Annotated in this window: 18 protein-coding genes; all 18 read right to left on the bottom strand. The window is 49.7% G+C overall.

Going from position 1 to position 18,695, the window contains the following annotated elements:
• Nucleotides 1-7 precede the first annotated feature (7 nt).
• Entirely contained in the window at nucleotides 8-1,078 is a 1,071-nt protein-coding gene (gene fliM / locus BZG75_RS07190; RefSeq protein WP_077460309.1) for a flagellar motor switch protein FliM, read from the bottom strand.
• Between the two features lie 8 nt (nucleotides 1,079-1,086).
• Nucleotides 1,087-1,578 (bottom strand): flagellar basal body-associated protein FliL, encoded by a 492-nt coding sequence (gene fliL / locus BZG75_RS07185; protein WP_021023063.1) that lies wholly within the window; start codon nucleotides 1,576-1,578, stop codon nucleotides 1,087-1,089.
• Between the two features lie 35 nt (nucleotides 1,579-1,613).
• Nucleotides 1,614-3,173, bottom strand: a complete 1,560-nt coding sequence (locus BZG75_RS07180) for a flagellar hook-length control protein FliK (protein ID WP_077576581.1) — start codon at nucleotides 3,171-3,173, stop codon at nucleotides 1,614-1,616.
• Nucleotides 3,174-3,269: 96 nt separating this feature from the next.
• The gene (fliJ, locus tag BZG75_RS07175; protein ID WP_021023061.1) at nucleotides 3,270-3,719 is read right to left on the bottom strand and encodes a flagellar export protein FliJ; all 450 of its coding nucleotides are present in this window, start codon (nucleotides 3,717-3,719) and stop codon (nucleotides 3,270-3,272) included.
• Between the two features lie 3 nt (nucleotides 3,720-3,722).
• Complete coding sequence (fliI, locus tag BZG75_RS07170; RefSeq protein ID WP_077576580.1) at nucleotides 3,723-5,042, bottom strand: flagellar protein export ATPase FliI; 1,320 nt, start codon at nucleotides 5,040-5,042, stop codon at nucleotides 3,723-3,725.
• The gene (locus BZG75_RS07165; protein ID WP_077576579.1) at nucleotides 5,039-6,019 is read right to left on the bottom strand and encodes a flagellar assembly protein FliH; all 981 of its coding nucleotides are present in this window, start codon (nucleotides 6,017-6,019) and stop codon (nucleotides 5,039-5,041) included. The genes fliI and BZG75_RS07165 overlap by 4 nt, the downstream gene beginning before the upstream one ends.
• A 29-nt stretch (nucleotides 6,020-6,048) precedes the next feature.
• Nucleotides 6,049-7,101, bottom strand: a complete 1,053-nt coding sequence (gene fliG, locus BZG75_RS07160) for a flagellar motor switch protein FliG (protein ID WP_021023058.1) — start codon at nucleotides 7,099-7,101, stop codon at nucleotides 6,049-6,051.
• Nucleotides 7,091-8,866: a flagellar basal-body MS-ring/collar protein FliF gene (fliF, locus tag BZG75_RS07155; protein WP_077460305.1), complete on the bottom strand. Its 1,776-nt coding sequence runs from the start codon at nucleotides 8,864-8,866 to the stop codon at nucleotides 7,091-7,093. Before fliF ends, fliG begins: the two co-directional genes overlap by 11 nt.
• 15 nt (nucleotides 8,867-8,881) lie before the next feature.
• Nucleotides 8,882-9,193 (bottom strand): flagellar hook-basal body complex protein FliE, encoded by a 312-nt coding sequence (gene fliE, locus BZG75_RS07150; protein ID WP_021023056.1) that lies wholly within the window; start codon nucleotides 9,191-9,193, stop codon nucleotides 8,882-8,884.
• Between the two features lie 110 nt (nucleotides 9,194-9,303).
• The gene (locus BZG75_RS07145; RefSeq protein WP_077576578.1) at nucleotides 9,304-10,716 is read right to left on the bottom strand and encodes a sigma-54-dependent transcriptional regulator; all 1,413 of its coding nucleotides are present in this window, start codon (nucleotides 10,714-10,716) and stop codon (nucleotides 9,304-9,306) included.
• On the bottom strand, nucleotides 10,713-11,762 hold the full coding sequence (locus tag BZG75_RS07140) for a sensor histidine kinase (RefSeq protein ID WP_021023054.1): 1,050 nt from the start codon (nucleotides 11,760-11,762) through the stop codon (nucleotides 10,713-10,715). Before BZG75_RS07140 ends, BZG75_RS07145 begins: the two co-directional genes overlap by 4 nt.
• A 138-nt stretch (nucleotides 11,763-11,900) precedes the next feature.
• Nucleotides 11,901-13,385 carry a sigma-54 dependent transcriptional regulator gene (locus BZG75_RS07135; RefSeq protein ID WP_077460303.1) on the bottom strand — a complete coding sequence of 495 codons (1,485 nt, stop codon included), beginning with the start codon at nucleotides 13,383-13,385 and terminating at the stop codon, nucleotides 11,901-11,903.
• Between the two features lie 163 nt (nucleotides 13,386-13,548).
• The gene (gene fliS / locus BZG75_RS07130) at nucleotides 13,549-13,953 is read right to left on the bottom strand and encodes a flagellar export chaperone FliS (RefSeq protein ID WP_021023052.1); all 405 of its coding nucleotides are present in this window, start codon (nucleotides 13,951-13,953) and stop codon (nucleotides 13,549-13,551) included.
• 12 nt (nucleotides 13,954-13,965) lie between these two features.
• The gene (locus tag BZG75_RS07125; protein WP_021023051.1) at nucleotides 13,966-14,268 is read right to left on the bottom strand and encodes a hypothetical protein; all 303 of its coding nucleotides are present in this window, start codon (nucleotides 14,266-14,268) and stop codon (nucleotides 13,966-13,968) included.
• 2 nt (nucleotides 14,269-14,270) lie between these two features.
• Nucleotides 14,271-15,629 carry a flagellar filament capping protein FliD gene (gene fliD, locus BZG75_RS07120; RefSeq protein ID WP_077576577.1) on the bottom strand — a complete coding sequence of 453 codons (1,359 nt, stop codon included), beginning with the start codon at nucleotides 15,627-15,629 and terminating at the stop codon, nucleotides 14,271-14,273.
• 18 nt (nucleotides 15,630-15,647) lie between these two features.
• Complete coding sequence (locus BZG75_RS07115) at nucleotides 15,648-16,076, bottom strand: flagellar protein FlaG (protein WP_021023049.1); 429 nt, start codon at nucleotides 16,074-16,076, stop codon at nucleotides 15,648-15,650.
• Between the two features lie 55 nt (nucleotides 16,077-16,131).
• Complete coding sequence (locus tag BZG75_RS07110; protein ID WP_077460301.1) at nucleotides 16,132-17,256, bottom strand: flagellin; 1,125 nt, start codon at nucleotides 17,254-17,256, stop codon at nucleotides 16,132-16,134.
• 263 nt (nucleotides 17,257-17,519) lie between these two features.
• Nucleotides 17,520-18,662 (bottom strand): flagellin, encoded by a 1,143-nt coding sequence (locus BZG75_RS07100; RefSeq protein WP_077460300.1) that lies wholly within the window; start codon nucleotides 18,660-18,662, stop codon nucleotides 17,520-17,522.
• Nucleotides 18,663-18,695: the final 33 nt, after the last annotated feature.

Below are 18,695 nucleotides of genomic sequence, written 5' to 3'. Positions count from 1 at the left end.
GTCTTATTCACTGAGTTTTACCTTGTTTATCATCAATCGGTAAATCTTCCTCGAGATCATCGAGTAGCTCAGGTTTATCCTGTAATAGCGAAATATCAGACTTCGCCATATCAGGTCGTTTTAGTTTTTCAACAATTTTCAGTGCCAGTTTATCGTTAGACTGGCCCATTTTCGCTCGATAGGTTGGCAAATCTTCCACAAAAACCGTACACGCATCTGGCATATCAACCGGGATCACATCCCCTTTTTGTAACTCCATCAAATCGCGCAACGATAAGGTCACATCGAGTAGTTTTGCACTGAGTTCGACATTTACGTCCAAGATTTCATCACGTAGCGCTTTACTCCAGCGCACGTCGGTATCCATCTTGTCACTTTGTACCCCGGCGTCGAGGAGCTCACGGATTGGCTCCAGCATCGAATAAGGCATGACCATATGAATGTCACCGCCCCCGCCATCCAGTTCGATGTGGAATGAACTGACCACAATCACTTCCGATGGACTGACAATGTTTGCCATCGCTGGGTTGACTTCCGAATCAAGATACTCGAAGGCTACTTCCATAACAGGCGCCCACGCATCTTTATAATCCTCAAACATCAGCTTCAGCAGCATCTGTATGACACGTCGTTCGGTTGGGGTAAATTCGCGCCCTTCGATCCGGGCATGAAATCGGCCATCGCCACCAAAGAAGTTTTCAACCAAAATAAAGACCAGTCGGGCCTCCATGGTGATTAAGCTCGTCCCTTTTAGTGGACGAAACCGTACCATGTTTAAACTGGTCGGAACGTATAACGTGTTTTGGTACTCGCCAAACTTCATCATCTGCACGCCGTTTATCGAAACTTCGGCGGTTTTCCGCAGCATATTGAACAAGCTGATGCGCATGTGACGCGCAAAACGCTCATTGATAAGCTCGAGCGTCGGCATGCGCCCGCGCACAATTCTATCTTGTGACGAGAAGTCGAAGGAGACCGTCCCATCTTCTCCAACCTCGGGCTCATTATCGTCGTCATCGACGTCGTCAACGCCGTGAAGGAGCGCGTCAATCTCGTCTTGGCTGAGTAAGTCAGTCACGTCATCACCTATTGCATCACAAACCCAGTGAAGAGAACCCGCTCTACCACCGGCTCACCCGTTACTTTAATTAAAGCCGCGCGCACATTCTCGGCGGATTGGCGTCGGACTTCTAGCTGACCTTGAGGGGTCCGCAGTTGCTCAACTGTGGCAGCACCAAAGGTATTGAGTAACGCGTGTTCTACCAGCGGCAAATTTTCCTTCGCTAGCGCTTCTCTCTCGCTACCACGCACCAATAATTGTGCATTCACTTGCACCAGCCGCTGTTGTTCATCACCGGTCACGTTAAAGACAAACGGCTGAGGTAGAGTGACATAAATGGCCGGAAGCGTGTTATTTTCTTCCTCCAAGACAATATCGTCTTGGCTTTTATCGTCACCCGATAAAAAGAAAAAAGCCCCACCGCCTACGGCCGCCAATAACACCACAGCAGCAACAATGATAATGATGAGCTTTTTCTTGCCCCCGCCTTGTTCCGAGGTTGCGTTGTCATTTGCCATGGCTATTCATGCTCCTCATTATTGATGCGTTTTGATCAAGCATAGTAATCGACAGCGCGATCATTGTGTGAAACGTTTAACGCGTGCCCTGCTAACATCGCGTCATCATTGTCCTCACCGGTCGTTAATCCAAGAGGTGAGCCGCCTGACGCCCCTGCCCCAGCATGATTTTGTTGTCCTGAAGCCATTTGCTGCGCGCCACTGTCTTGCTGCTGAACGGATCCTTGAGCCAACTGTAAGCCTTGTTGCTGTAGCATATCACGAAGCCGCGGCATGGCTTGTTCAACCGCGTCTCGCGCTTGCTGGTTGGCGACTGTAATGTGAACCGTCGCTTGATCGTTGTTCATTCCCAACTTAATTTGCATTCGCCCTAGCTCAGGAGGATCAAGCCGAATATCAACCTGCTTGAGGTTTTTTGACAGCATGATGTTAATACGCTCCGTCAAGGCAGTACCAGCTTCTGTGGGCGTTTGTCCGAGCGGGAGGGGCGCCTGTGCACTCTGCGCTGCTTGCATATCTTGTCGTGCCGTGGCGGACTGGGCCGACGACAACCCTAAACCACTGGCCAATTGTTGCGCTAAGTTTTCAGGGCGTGTGGCTCCCTCTGCTGCGCTAGAAGCACTGCCACTTGTCAATGCGGTGTCCGCTTGACCCGCTTGCTCTGCCATCGCTTTTAATGCGGCTTTGCTGAGGTCATCCGACTGGCCCATTTTTCCTGCTAATAACGACGCTGGATTGGCATTGGGGTTGGCGGCTGATTTTGTATCATGACGCGTTTTATCGGTCAGCTCGCTACTCTTTAATAGTGTCGCGCCTTCTTTTGTGACGCCCTCTTTCAGCTGGCCTTCTTTCGCCAGCGTTTCCTTCTCTTTGCTTAGAGATGCTGGATTATCTGTCTCTTGTTGCGCTTTGGCGGTTGACCATTTTATCGCGCTTCCATCCGATTCAAGCGCGTTATCTTTGCGATGTGCAGCACTCTCAGCGTCAAGTGATTGCGTCGCTCTTACTTGACTTGCCAACGCCGCCAACTGATCCGGCGATAACTGATCGAGTACTTTTTCGGGTGACACACCCTCCGGCAAGTTTTTGGCCAGCTCAGTCAATAACGCTTGTCTGTCGATCACCCCTTCTGTGTTATCACCGTCTATCTGCACACTTTCATCGTCATCAGATTGCGTTACGTTTAGCGTCTGTGCTGATAACGCATCCGCACTGGCAGATAAGGGATCAGCGTCGGCAGTAGGCAAAGATTTGCCATTAAGCATGGCTGCCGCTTGATTCAGTCGCATCAGCAGTGCTTGGCTCTCTTCCATGGCTGTCATATCGGCAATTTCGGCCATTTCCGCTTCGCTAAACATGCCATCAGCAAGCATCGCCTCGGCATCAATTGCCTGACCATCAACCAGTAAAGTCTTGCCATCTTGGGTCAGTTTAATCGGTATGTCGCCTTGCTCACCCTTGCCATCAATGGACTGGCGCAACGCCGCTAAAAAGCCGGTATTTTTATCACCTTTTACCTCGCCTGTCGCACCGTCATTGGTCGCGGGAGGGGTTTTAGGTGAGAGATTGGAAAGCGTCAGCGTAGACTGCGTCATAAGTTTCTCGTCATTACCTTATGGTTATCCTTTAAACCGAGCCTCAATGTGCTGGCATGTCGGTAATGATAAAGCAATTATCGCGCCATTTTATTCTTAGGAAAAGGGAGAGGGACGTCGGCGTGCAATAATTGCTGCCATTTCATCCATTTGACGCTGTTCTTGATAATGAGCACGTTCCGCTTCTTCTCGCGCTCGCTTTTCGATTAACCACTCGAGAGACTGCCGGTGTTGGCGTGTTTGTTGCCATGCTTGACGGCACTGTTCTAAATGATCCTTAAACTGATGCTCAGCACCTCGTTGCTTTGCCAAGGTTTCATCAAGCTGGACGATAAATTTATTAAGATGGCCAAACGCGCTGGCAGAGAGCCCTGACTGACCCCGGTCAGACATTTGTCGGCAATATTCCAGACGATACTGCTCAATTTGCTCGAGCTGGTGATAATAGCCATCTAATGCTTGCTGGGCTTCACTGACGCTAAGTTGCGCCTGCTTTTCATCTTCTTGGGCCTTTTCTAACAATAAATGCAGTGCATGGTCAGCCATAAATTATCCTTGCAAGGTTGAGCGCAACATATTGACGCACATATCGAAAGGGACCACCTCTTTCATCCCTTGTTGCAAATAATTATCCAGTTTTGGCTTCAGGTGAAAGGCTTGGTCCACGGCTGCATCACTGCCTGGCTTGTACGCGCCAATTGAGACCAAGTCTTGGTTTTTGCGGCAAACGGACAACACTTGCCGCACCGCTTTCGACATCAAGATTTGCTCGTCACTGGTAATATTCGGCATCACACGGCTTACCGAGCGTTCGACATCAATCGCCGGATAATGCCCACCATCCGCCAATTCGCGAGATAACACGATGTGACCATCAAGAATGGCGCGTGCAGCGTCGGCAATTGGATCTTGTAAGTCATCACCTTCGGTCAATACAGTAAAAAATGCCGTGATCGAGCCCTGCCCGACAGCACCATTTCCTGCACGCTCGACTAATGAGGGTAAACGGGCAAATACCGAGGGTGGGTAGCCTTTGGTCGCGGGAGGTTCACCCACGGATAATGCGATCTCACGTTGTGCCTGAGCAAAACGTGTTAATGAGTCCATCAGCAAAAGCACATCCAACCCAAGATCGCGAAAATACTCAGCGATCGTTAGTGCCGTTTGGCAGCCTTTTAAGCGCACAAGCGGCGATGAATCAGCAGGGGCGGCGATAACGACGGCACGGGCCCGGCCCTCCTCCCCTAAGATATCATCGATAAATTCTTTTACTTCTCGGCCACGTTCGCCAATCAGCCCCACAACCACAACTTGTGCCGTGGTGCCACGTGTCATCATCCCAAGCGTTACGGATTTACCCACACCAGAGCCGGCAAACAACCCAATTCGCTGCCCTTTACCGACAGTAAGCAGACCGTTAATCGCTTTAATCCCCACATCGAGGGGTTCTCTAATTGGCTGTCTCGCTAATGGGTTGATGGGAGTACCTTCTAAACTGGCCTGCTTATCAGTGTAGATATCCCCTTTGCCATCCAGTGGGTTTCCCATACCGTCGATAACACGGCCAAGCAGCTCCATGCCTACGGAAAGTTGGCTACGTTCAGATAAAGGCGTCACGCGTGCACCCGGGAGTACCCCAGAGACTTGTTCATTTGGCATCAAGTACAACAACTCTCCGGCAAACCCCACCACTTCCGCTTCGATGGTTCCATTTAAGGTCTCGACCGCACAAACAGAACCGATGGGCGCCCGGCAGCCGATCGCTTCGAGCGTTAAGCCGACCATTCGTACCAATTTTCCGGATGCCACGGGTTTTGGCGCAAGGTTATCTAATTGACACAGCTTTAAGCGCTCAGCCAGCTGACTCATGACGACACGCCGTCATCATCGCTGGATGAGGAGGATGAAGCATGAGGTTTTGCTTGCGCTTGCGCTTGTGCCGCTGCGTCTGACGACGGTTGCGCCGACGACTTGAGCGTATCGGCTTCAGTATTGGACGTATTAACACTGGGATCGTCAGCGCCAGACGTGGAAGACTGGGATGGCACTGATTGCCGTGACTGGTTTTTCCCTTGAAACTCGCGGAGCAACGCGTCCACCCGTTCACTGTATTGATAATCAACCACAGAATCTTTCGATTTCACATGTACATCACCACGCGCTAACGCGGGCTCTGATTGTAACGTCCAATCCCGTGAGGCTAACATGGCGTCGTCGTAGGCTTCGGTGACCACGGCATAATCATCAGGATGTAACGCGGCTATGACGGGATGATCCGCCACGGGGAGTGCAGCTATCGATGCGCGTAATGTCTGTAAAATGACCTGCGGATTGGTTTCTAACTCCACGCCGGTCAGCGACTTAGTCAATGCTTGGACCATTACCAAAAGTTGCTGTTCGACGTCTATATCAAGCTTCTCCAATGGATGACTGAGCTGATTAAGAATGGTGTCAAGATGCTGACAGCGCGTCTCAATTAATGCTTTTCCCTCTTCAACACCCTGCTCATACCCTGCCTTTTTGCCTTCTTCGAACCCTTTTTCGTGCCCTTCTTCTAGGCCACCCTCTAGCCCTTCTTGATGCCCGAGTTGTTTGCCTTCTTCATAGCCTTCGTCATAACCTTGTTGCCGAATCGCTTCTAGGGCATCGGCCGTTAATGGCTCTGGGGCCGGCTCACTTTCTTCAACGTCAGTATCCGCTTCTGGCTCCCAGCTCGGATCATAATTGAGCGCAGTATCTTTGGGCAGATTATCTCGATCGCCATAAGGCGGCAGTGTCCAACGATCGATCGTTTCGGCGTCAGCTTCATTGGCACGAATATAGCCACGGCGTTTATCTAAACTCATCGACAACCTCTACGCGAAAGAAAAGCAACTTATACAAACTCATCACCGCCGCCACCAGTGAGCATCAGCTCACCGGCATCGGCAAGGCGACGCGCAACGGAAAGGATTTCTTTTTGTGCCCCTTCAACATCGGAGACACGAATTGGCCCCATGGCTTCAATATCATCTTGCAGCATTTCGGCCGCACGTTTAGACATGTTGCGATAGATTTTCTCGCGTAAATTATCTTCCGCTCCCTTAAGTGCTTTTTGCAGCACTTCTTGCGGCACATCGCGCAATAGGGTCTGTATACCGCGGTCATCCACATCAATTAAGTTGTCAAAGACAAACATCAAGTCTTGGATTTGTGATGCCATCTCTTCGTCCTGATCACGAATGGAGTCCATTAAGACACCTTCTACACTGTTGTCCATGTAGTTCATGATTTCGGCAGCCGCTTTTAAGCCACCAATTTTGGCGGCTTGAGCACCCGCTTGGCCAGCAAACTGCTTCTCCATGATTTCGTTTAGTTCGTGTAATGCCGCTGGCTGGACTTCTTCTAAGTTGGCGATCCGCATCATCAGATCGAGCCGGTCACGCTCAACAAACTGGGAGAGAATTTCTGCTGAATGTTCAGGATCTAAGTATGACAGCACGATAGTTTGAATCTGCGGGTGCTCGTTGATGATGATGCTGGCGACTTGACGCGGATCCATCCATTTGAGTGAGTCTAAGCCTTTGGAGCCACTGCCAAGCAAGATTTGGTCAACCAAGTTATTAGCTTTGTCTTCACCCAGCGCCGCCACCAGTGCGTTACGCACAAAGTCTTCGCTTCCCATCCCAATCGATGTGTATTTTTGGATTTCTTCCAAAAACGCACGATGCACCGCCGCGACCTTGTCCGAGTTAAGATCGGTCATTGATGTCATCGCCGAACCGACTCGCTGCACTTGTTTAGGTTCGAGGTGTCGAATGATGCTTGCTGCATCTTGCTCACTTAAACTTAACAGTAAGATGGCGGCTTTCTCAATCCCACTTAAAGAGCTGATATCGAAACTTGAGCCGGCTTGCTCTTCACCCGTGTTTGCGACTTCATTTGCCATCTTCGGTCACCCAGTTTTTTACCGCTTGTGCGGCCAAGTCTGGCTCATTGGCGACCAGCGCTCGGACCGCTTTTAGCAAGTCTTCGTCTTTATGTAAGTTTGGCAGCTCAACATCTGACGCTGACATGGCAAAATTACTCGAGCCATCGAGCTCTGAACCAATCAAGCCAACGTCATCGCCATCTGGGGTAATGGGTAGGCCATCCGGACCCAAGATTTCGCCATTAGGCCCGACAGTATTGCCATCTTCGTCGATATTGGGGTACAACAGCTTTTTCATCGCTGGGCGGACCAACACCACAATAATCACGATAATGACTAAAGCAGCCGCCAACCAGCGTACCCAATCATTAAAGTTTGGATGATCCCAGATAGCAACATCTTGTTCGGCAGCTTGCTCAGGTTCGACAAATGGTACGGCGATCACTTCAAGCACATCACCGCGCTGCTCACTAAATCCTACCCCGCCCATTAATAAGCGGCGGATTTTTGCCAGTTCATCATCCGTTAAAGGCTCTTTAACCACATCACCGGTGTCCGGATCGACACTTTGCTTAAAATTCACCGCCACTGAAACAGTTTGGCGGTCGATCACGCCTGATTGCGCGCGCCGATGACGAATTGTCGTATCTAATTCAAAATTACGCGTCGCTTCTCGACTGACCGAACCATTTCCGCCTGCGCCATTTTTTAAATCTCGCACATCCTCTGGAATAGAGGCGTCCGCTGGTGGTTGATTGCTTAATGCCCCAGGGATACCAGCCACACGGTCGGAGCCGTTATAATCTTCACGTGTGTATTCACTGCGCGTCGCTGGCGTATTGGGGTTATATTGCCGTTGCGTTTCTTCCAACGAGCTAAAATCCAGGGCAACATCGACTTGAGAGGTATAATTCCCTAAGCCCAAAACAGGGATGAGAATGGAATCAATTTTTTCCCGTAACTGGCGCTCTTGTTTACGTTCTAATTCGTACTCTTTTCGCCGCGCCGCCGACGCTGGATCTTCACTGCCTGAGTTGAGCAAACGTCCGTGCTGATCGGTGACGGTTACGCGCGTAGGTTTCAGAGAAGGCACTGCGGAGGCCACCATATCAACAATCGAGTCGACTTCTTCCTGGCCTAGGGTATTACGCCCGCCAAGGGTCAAAAAGACCGTTGCGGATGCTTCTTGGTTGTGACGCACAAAAACACTCTGTTTGGGCAGCGCCAACAGTACTCTCGCGTTTCGCACTTGACGCACTTCTTCGATCGCTGCCGCCAGTTGACGTTCACGACTCAGTTTTAAGCGTTCTGTTTCAAGCTTTTGCGATACACCAAAGCCCATATCATTGAGCAAAATATCGTCGCCCTCTGCCGTGGCTGTATTTAAGCCCGCTCGGGTGAGCCCAAGACGAATGGACGAGTAATCGCTAGAGGGAACGCGGATGGTGTTTCCATCGAGTTGATAATCGACTTTGCTTTGATCTAGGTGATCGAGAACCGGAATAAGCTCTTCCGTTTCGTACGTACCCAGTGGCCGCATCTCTGGCTCTTGTACCCAGAAAAAAAGCATCATGATCAGGGCCACGCAGATCGCGACCGCGAGCACCAAGATCAGTTGACGCACCATGTCGAGATCGCCAAATATCGAATTTGACGACGCCGATTGTTCGAGTGCATCCGGATCTTGCGCGCTTTGCTCCGCGTCTAGCGTTGCATCGGTCGATGGTAATGCTGCTGCACCATCTGACACCGCGAGATCGGTATTTTGATTCTCTTCAGCCACTGATTAATTCCTACATTAAACAGGCATGTTCATTAATTCTTTATACGCTTCAACCAGTTTGTTGCGCGTTTGCACTGTTGCGTCAAAGGCCACACTGGATTTGTTCCGAGCGATCATGACATCCGATAAGCTCACATTACGATCGCCTTCATCAAACCGGGTGGCGAGTTCACCGGATGTTTTTTGCAGTCCATTGACATGATTAATGGCACTGGAGAGCATATCGCCAAACTCTTGGCTAACTTGCTGTCCCGTGGCAGGCTGAGACACATTTTTCGCGGCTACCGCCATGGCTTGCATTTCTTGCGTCAGGGCATTGGCTTTCATCGTCGATCCTTCCTGTGTCAATTTTTTGTCAAATGAGTCAGATTTCTATCAGATATCTGTGTGTTTGCAACTTTGAGACCACTTTAGCAAAAAGCCGCAACACCGCGCGATTATTGGGGAATATCGATGCCAGCATCACGCATTTTGGCTAATTTGTAGCGTAAGGTTCTCGGGCTAATCCCAAGGCGTTCTGCAACATCTTTGCGGCGTCCTTCACAAGCGCGGATCGTTTCTAAAATAATAGAAAATTCCTGATCGCGTAACTCATTGCCCAATCCTACGCCATTGGGGGGCTGCTCAACATGCTCAGTGGCCGTTGGAGGAGAAGCCGGCGCTTGTTCTTGGTGGTTAAAGCGCGTATTCATTACTTGATTTTGTAAGCTAGACGCATCTTGCCAATCTTGCCCCTCCAGTAGAATATCAGAGGCTTGAATGTGCGACTGCGTGGCCAAGATTAATGCGCGTTGCATAACGTTATCGAGCTCTCTGACATTACCAGGCCACGGGTACGCGAGCAGTTTCTGTTCGGCATCTGGATGCAAACTTGGGCAAGGTAAGCCTTGTTTTTGGCAGTGGCGTGACAGTAAATAATGCGCCAGTGGAATAATATCGCCGAGCCGATCACTGAGCGCCGGCCAAGTGATGGGAAAGACATTCAAGCGATAGTAAAGATCTTCTCGAAAGTGGCCTTGCGCTACGTATTCTTTTAAGTCGCGGTTACTGGTGGCAAGCACCCGCAAATCAAGCTGGATACTTTTTCGTCCACCTAAACGCTCAACCTCACGCTCTTGCAACACGCGTAGTAATTTCGCTTGCAACCCAAGCTCCATCTCACTGATTTCATCCAGTAAAATGGTTCCGCCTTGTGCCTGTTCAAACTTGCCCGGGCAAGCCTGAACCGCGCCAGTAAAGGCCCCTTTTTCGTAGCCAAATAACGTGGCTTCTAACATGTTTTCTGGAATCGCGGCACAGTTAATGGCGACAAAAGCGGCATTGGCACGTGCTGAATGATTGTGAATATAGCGCGCCATGACTTCTTTTCCTGAGCCTGAAGGCCCTAAGATCATCACATTCGCATCGGTATTTGCTACTTTGTCTGCCAACGCCAGTAAGGCGACGCTTTTTGGATCTTCAGCAATCGCATCGGAGTCATCGGTTTTGACAGGGGCATAGCGGCTCACCATATTTAACAGCACTTCGGGGGCAAACGGTTTAGCCATGTAATCGATCGCGCCCTCTTTCATCGCCGCCACGGCATCTTCGATGTTGGCATAGGCCGTCATCAGCAAAACCGGTAAATTCGGCATGTGTGTTTTAATCGAGCGCAAAAGTGCAAGGCCATCCATTCCTGCCATTTGCACGTCAGAGACGACAATATCAATGGCCTCTGATTTCAGGGTCACTAAGGCTTGCTCGGCACTGTCCGCTTCTCGCCAGTGATACCCTGCCAGCGCCAGTGTATCGACAAGCGCTTCGCGCAACCCTTCATCATCTTCCACGATTAGCACGGTTGTTTGGCTCATTGTGTTTCTCCTACGCTCTCACCATGATCTGCCACCGCCCCTTTGGCAAGCGGCAAACACAATGTAAAACAGGCCCCTTTTTCAGGCTCAGATTGTAAGGTGAGCTTGCCATCATGGGCATGACACACCATTTGCACAACGGCGAGGCCAAGACCTGTCCCCTGTTGTCGCGTGGTAAAAAAAGGCTCAAGGACTTTGGCATGTAACTCCGGCGCGATGCCTGGCCCGTTATCCGCCACCGAAAGTAAAAGGTTATCGCCCTGCAGCCGTGAATCGACAACGACTTGGCAGCCTTTGCCCGCCACCTGGACAGCATTAATCACAAGATTACTTAAGGCACTGGCTAACGCATTGGGGTTGCCCAACACCTTTACACTTTCGTCGTCACTGTTAATTGCAAAATCAACATCATGTCCTTGAACGACCGCATCCACCATGGGCTCAAATTCATTAAATAGCTGTTCGACACTGAATACCTTGACCACGTTATTGTCGCCGCCTTTGGCAAATAGCAACATGTCATTGACTTGCTTTTCCAGATCATGCAAACGGTCTAACAACTTGAATTGAAAACGCTGCCTGGTCGCATTATTCAGGTTTGGGGCACCTAGGTTGGACGCATACAAAATGGCACTCGATAGTGGCGTACGCACCTGATGCGCTAATGATGCCACCATTTTACCTAACGATGATAAGCGTTGTAGATCACTGACACGCGATTGCAATAAACGGGTTTCGGTCATATCGGTAATTAAAATGAGCTGCCCCGAATCGGACGCTGAGATGGCCAGCTTTACTCGCCGACCATCTTTTAGTGATACCTCGTGCCCATCATCGTCACGTGGGGAAAAAGCCCGTTGTATCACCTCAAACCAACGCTGCTGAGTCAATGGCTCACCCAGTAGTCGATGCGCCTCTGGATTGGCTTCAGCAACACGCCCATTGGCGTCCAGCAAGATAACCCCCGCAGGCATAACATCCAGAACTTGCTTATATCGAGTAACTTGTTGATCCACTGATCCAAGTGGCGACGATTGGGTTTCCATTTAAGCAATACACATTTCAATCAAGGTTTTACTCATTTAAGCAGGGATTATGCCATAAAAATAGTCAATAATATCAGCTTGTTGAAGACAAAAAAGCGAAGTCATTTTTTTGACTCCGCTTTTTGACACATTACCGATTTATATTAACTCTTCTTTGTTGAGTCCGTACTTACGCATTTTTTCCACCAAGGTGGTTCGCCGCATACTCAACATGTCCGCGGCTCTGGCGACGACGCCTGACTGCGCCTCAAGTGCCTGCTTGATCAGATCAACTTCTACCTCGGCCAGGGTCTCTTTAAGATTGACGCCCTCGGGAGGCAAACTAGTAAAACCTGGACTGTCAGAAAAGCCTGGCATCTCATCGTCAAACGCGGGAATATCTGGCTCACAAAACATCGCAGTGAGTGCCTCTCGCTCTGCCATTTCGGTGTCTTCTACCGAATACGCTTCTGGCTGAAATTCAGGAATATCACTGTAGCGATATTTCGCGGGAAGGTGATTTACATCCACCATTTGCCCCGGATATAAAATCACCAAGCGTTCGATAAGGTTGGCCAATTCACGCACGTTCCCCGGCCACTGATGTTCCATTAGCGAATTAATCGCTCGCGGTGAAATATGAATTCGGCCATTTCCTTCACCATCTAGACGAGACATCAGTTCGTGGATAAGCAAGGGAATATCGTCAATACGATCTCGCAATGCAGGCATCTCAATCGGGAATACGTTGAGTCGGTAATAGAGATCTTCGCGAAATTCGCCTTCTTGGATCATCGTTTCCAGTGTGCGGTGAGTGGCAGCAACCACTCTGACATTGGCGCGAATACTTTTATTTCCTCCCACTCGCTCAAACGTACGCTCTTGAAGGACGCGTAACAACTTCACTTGCATTGGCATCGGCATATCGCCGATTTCATCCAAAAAGAGCGTTCCACCCTCCGCAAGTTCAAAACGTCCTTTGCGCGCTGAAATTGCGCCGGTAAATGCCCCTTTTTCATGGCCAAAGAGTTCACTTTCGAGGAGCTCTCCGGGAATCGCACCACAGTTCACCGGCACAAAAGGACCGGTCGCGCGTGAGGATGAATGATGAATATGGCGTGCAACCACTTCTTTACCGGTGCCAGACTCACCTAAAATCAACACACTTGCCTCGGTTGAAGCAACCTGATCAATTAAATGACGAACCTGTTCAATCACATCGCTCTTGCCAACCATATTATGAAAGGCGGTATTGTCACCTGCGAGTTGTGGAATACTAAACGCTTGTTTTCCAGCAAACTCACGGCAATGGTGTAAGGCGTCAAACAATTGTGGGTAATTTAACGGTAAGCCCAGTTCGCCGACATAATTAGGCAACCCGGAAAGTTCACGATCATGACGTCGAATCGCAATCACTGGAACATGGTGATAGGTCGCAAGTTGGTCAAGCACTTTCTCTAACAGCGATGTCGAGCGGACGTGACCAAGAAAACATGCGCCCCAGTTTTGCTCCCAGAGTGCATCACTGACATCTGTGGTCGAGTGAAGCGCGTAACGCTCGCCGATAAAATCGAGTATCACGCCGAGATCGTGACGAAACTGGTCATCGTCATCGATAACAAGGATCTTTGCTAAATCTTGCATGTGTGAGATACGTCTGCCCTGATAACTTATTATTATTGTGCCGCTCGTAAGCAACAACAATCTCAATTTTAATCAAGACATTGTAATAGAGAACGCGCATAAGGCAACCGGAGACACAGTAAACCTGTGACTCCAGTGCCATGTCCGTCGTTTGGTAGGCGGTTTAACTGGTCGCTTGGGTCATATTATGGTATTCAGAGGGAATCTGGTCCCAAGCTGATTTTATCTCTCGCAATAGCTCAATCACATCGTCAATGGGTTCTGGCGTATTGTCTAAGTTGGCGGCACTGACTTGTCGAATCATAAAGTCATAAATGGCATCCAAATTATCCGCGATATCACCGCCCTCATCCATAGATAAACAAGCCCGTAGATTGATAATAATATCCAATGCCTTACCTAGGCGCTCACCTTTGACGGATAAATCGCCTTGTGCCATCGCCGCCTTGCCTTGAATTAAACGCTCAATAGCCCCGGCCATCAGCATCTGGATAACCTTATGAGGCGACGCGGCGCTTAACTGACTGTCAACCGAGACCTTCTTATAGGCCTGTAGTGAGCCTCTCATAGTCTTCCTCACCTATTGAAATTTCTTATACAGCTGCACAGACTGCTTCCCCTTGCGCTGCTGTAACAAGCGCTTGGCAGATTCTGCTTTGTGCTCTTCGAGCGTATCAATGAGCGTTTTTGTTCTTGCCAACGCCTCGGACCATTGTGGATGACTCGGCGCCTGTGTTGACGCTGCAATCTTATCGAGCAGCGTTTTTCTATCATGCAATTGTTGAGCCAGCTTTTCTGGATCAATGTCACTTAAGGTTAAGTGCTGAGCAATGTCTGCATCCATTACCTCTAACGTGACGAGCCAATCCGCAATCTCTGTCATGGCTAACCTGGCATGATGTTTTGCATTGCTTGCAATTGAGAACGCATTTGACTCGTTGCTTCTTCCATCGCAGAAAAGCGCTGCATGGTTCGTGACTCTAAGCTTTCCATGCGTCTATCTAACTCACGCTGATCATCACGTAATCTCAGCTTTTGCTCTGAAAGCGTGCTTTCACGGTTACTGATCGCCCCACCCGCGCCGGTGAACCCATTGATCACCTGCTCTAATTGACGCGCAAAGCCATCATTGCCACCGAAAAAACCTTCTAAAGCGTTAAAGTTTTGACGCAGCTGGCGGTCTAACACTTTATTGTCGATTTCTAAACGGCCATCCATGGTGGTCGTCACCCCAAGTTCACTCAATGTTTTCATCCCTTCAGGCGCTTTCTCTATCGGGGATGAAAATAAGTTACGTAACCGACTGGTCGCCGTACGTATCACAGTTTCACCCGCCAACGGACCGCCTTGTTGCGTTTCGGGATCATATTGGCTAACGGCTTGAGAGACACGGAAGAACGCATTGTAGTTATCAACAAAAGACGTAATCGTTGATCGTACCGATTCTCGGTCATGCTCTACCGCCAGTGAAAGTGGCTTATCACTGGTTTGGTCAACTTCTAACGAGACACCCTCGATAGCATTATCAAATGTATTGGTTGTACTGGACACCGAGGCGATACCATCAATCAGTATCTTGGCATCTTGTGCTGCCTGCATTTGCGTCATGCCATTATTAGCTTGTCCAGCTTGAAAGCCTAACTGGTGGAGTGCACTGCCTATCTGAGCATCAACATTCACTTCGATCCGATTCGTTTCCCCGGTTTTATTACCGTTTAGCACCATACGTGTGCCACTATCGTCTTGGATAAGCGACGCCTGGATCCCGGGGTTTTTAGGATCGTTGTTAATCGCCCGCACAACGTCAGCCAAGCTGTCTTTGCCTTGCGGCACATCGATCACACTGGTGCGATTACCCATGGTGATCGTAAGTTTACCCGTACCCAACGAGGCATCAGGATCGACGCCTGGCGAGACAAGCTTATGAGCCCCCGCAAGTTGCTGTACATAAACCTGATAACGTCCAGGGATGGCGTCCGGTGTTGCCGTAGCACCGAGCGCGTCGGGGTTGCTCACCGATGTGGTTCTCGCCGAAAAACCTTCGTTACGACGAAAATCATACATCTGGGTTTTAAGTGTCGCGAGAGAATCTTTTAAGCGACCAAACGCACTAATGTCGGTTTCAACGTCATTAGTGCGTTTGATAATCCGCTCTTGCTTGGGTGCACGTTCAGCATCCACGATTTTAGTGACCATGGCATTAATATCCATGCCACCGCCCATGCCTGCTGCTTTTACACTCATAACGACTCTCTCACCTCGTTACACCTTCTCTGTGACCAGCCCTCGCGCGTGTTGCGACAATTGCTTAGCAAGCTCTAACATTTCTTTTTCTGGAATTTGACGGATGATATCGCCACTGTTCATTTCATACACGGTGACAATGCTACGTCCTGTGTCTTCATCCAGTCGGAATGCGAGCCCTTTGTTAAAGTCAGACATAAACTCATCTAGCCGGGCGACCAGCTTTTCAAGCTGTTGTCGTTGTAGCTGACGGTTTTCTTCAATGCGCTGCGACTGTTCAACACGCCGTTGCTGCATTGATTCTCGCGCTTCTCGGCGTTCAGCTTGCTGATGCTGATTCACCGGATCAGACTGCGTTTTTCCAACTCTTACATCTTTTGCAATCTTTGTGCCATCAGAGGGTTTTGAGTGCAGCAGGGATGAATTGGAAACGGATGAAATGTCCATTGCTATTCACCTCCAAAAACGTAGCGGCGGCGATTAGGCCGCCGCTCGTGAATGGTTAACCGAGCAAGCTCAGTGCCGCTTGTGGCGCCTGCTTGGCTTGCGCCAAAATCGAGGTACCAGACTGCTGCAGAATTTGCGATTTGGTCAAGTTCGTTGTTTCTTTCGCGAAATCAACATCACGGATTCGGCTGTTCGAGGCCGATACGTTTTCATTGACGTTATCCAAGTTCGCAATTGTATGGCTCAAACGGTTTTGCTTCGCACCCAATTCAGCACGGTGAGAGTCGATAAATTGCATCGCATTATCGATCATACCGACCGCTTTTTGTGCGCCACCCATAGACGAAACATCCACATCTTTGATGGTTTCATCCACTTTGGTTCCCATGGAGAGCGACGTAGCCAGCGCCCCTGAGAAGGTTGCATCCGAACCTGCCCCAGTGACAATTTGCAGCTCACCGTCTTCCGTCACCGATGCACTGAGTTTATCGTCAGCCTGACCATTAATGTAGGTCGCGATTTCTTCAATGTCATCACCGCCTTTCGCCGTTACATTGATCGACGTTGAGGTGCCATCCGCATTGGTGATATTGATTGCCATGGTTGCACCGGCAGTAGCTGTCCACCCTGCTGACTTACCATTCGCAGCCGTAAAGCTAGCGCCACCCATTTCACTGTGGTCAGCGCGGATGTTTTTGAACTCCATCATCACCGCTTCACCAGCATCAGCACCCACTTGGAACGAACGCGTACCAAATGTGCCGTTGAGGAGCTTGGCACCACCGAACGAGGTGGTTTCTGCGATACGGTTTAGCTCGTCTTTCAGCGCGACCACTTCTTCTTGAATTGCGCTACGTTCAGAGTCACCGTTAGCACCGTTAGCGGATTGCAGTGACAAGTCACGCATACGTTGCAAGATGTTGCTTGACTCTTCCATCGCCCCTTCAGCGGTTTGCGCCATTGAGATACCGTCATTGGCATTTCGAACAGCCACACCCAAGCCACTGCTTTGTGCCATCAAGCGGTTAGAAATCTGAAGACCTGCCGCATCATCTTTGGCACTGTTGATACGAGAGCCGGATGACAAACGCTCCATTGAGTTGTTCAGCGCATCGGTCGAATTATTCAAAAATCGCTGAGCTGTCATCGCAGGGACGTTAGTGTTAACAGTAATAGCCATAACTATTCTCCTTAGGTTCTAGGTCCGGCTTCGCCCAGCTGACCAGGGAAAACCAGTGTAAAATTGTTCACAACCCATGTAGCGGCGCACGTTGAGAAAGCTTTAGCTTTTTTGTTGTGCGTGTCGGTATTAATACCGATGCCGTATGGCGCTATGAAGGTTAACGCCCAAAGGAGAGATATCTTTAGTGGGATTTTGATAAAAATTGGCATAAAAAAAGCGGCAACCGCTTGCCGCTTTTTTTTACCTGTAAAAACGAGAGGTTATTGCAGAAGGTTCAATGCTGCTTGTGGCATCTGTTTGGCCTGAGCCAGCATCGAGGTACCCGCCTGCTGTAGGATTTGACCTTTGGTCATTGCCGTCGTTTCACGCGCAAAGTCTGTGTCTCGAATACGACTGTTTGAAGCCGACACATTTTCCTGGATATTCGACAAGTTGCTAATGGTGTGGCTGAGTCGATTTTGCTTCGCACCCAAATCCGCCCGCTGACTGTCGATATAACGCATCGCCGCATCGACAACGCCAACGGCCATTTGAGCACCACCGACATCGGACACATCGAGGTCTGCCGCTGTCACTAAGTCACCATTACCCGAAACCATTCCCAGAGAGGCGGCGAGTCCACCACTAAAATTGACCGCGCCTGCGACTTTATTCTCTTCAATAAAGATTTGCAGCTGTCCTTCTTCGTCAACGGAGGCGGTGAGCATTTCATCTGACTGACCGTTGATATAGCTTGCCAGCTCTTCCACATCATCGCCTGCTTTCGCGCCGATACTTAAGCTGACGTTTTCACCCTCTTTCGTGGTAAATTGCAGCTGTAATGTCGAGGCTGCACCATCCACTTCCCAGCCAGCTGATTTGGGTTGACTGCCGACAAATTCTACGCCACCCATGCGGAAATCATCTGCACGAATGCTCGAGAGTCCCATAATGATCGCTTCACCGGCATCCGCACCAATTTGGAACGAGGCTTCACCAAACGAACCATTCAGTAATCGACGTCCACCAAAGGCTGTCGTTTCTGCAATTCGGTTCAGCTCATCTTTCAGTGCCTCGACCTCTTCTTGGATAGCCACACGTTCAGATTTACCATTAGCACCGTTAGCAGATTGCAAGGAAAGGTCCCGCATACGCTGCAAAATATTGGTAGACTCTTGCATAGCCCCTTCGGCAGTCTGGGCAATCGAGATACCATCATTGGCGTTCCGCATTGCCACATCAAGCCCTCGAGTTTGGGCCACTAATCGGTTAGATATCTGCAAACCCGCCGCGTCGTCTTTAGCACTGTTGATTCGGCTACCTGACGACAGACGTTCCATTGAATTGTTCAACTCATCGGTCGCTTTATTCAGGTAACGCTGCGCAGTCATCGCAGACACGTTGGTGTTAACTGTTACACCCATTTTGCTCTCCTTTGACTTTCGCTTGCTTTGCGA

It is taken from the genome of Salinivibrio sp. AR640, from assembly GCF_001995405.1.
Lineage (GTDB): Bacteria > Pseudomonadota > Gammaproteobacteria > Enterobacterales > Vibrionaceae > Salinivibrio > Salinivibrio costicola.
This window is presented reverse-complemented; position numbering and strand designations above follow the sequence as displayed.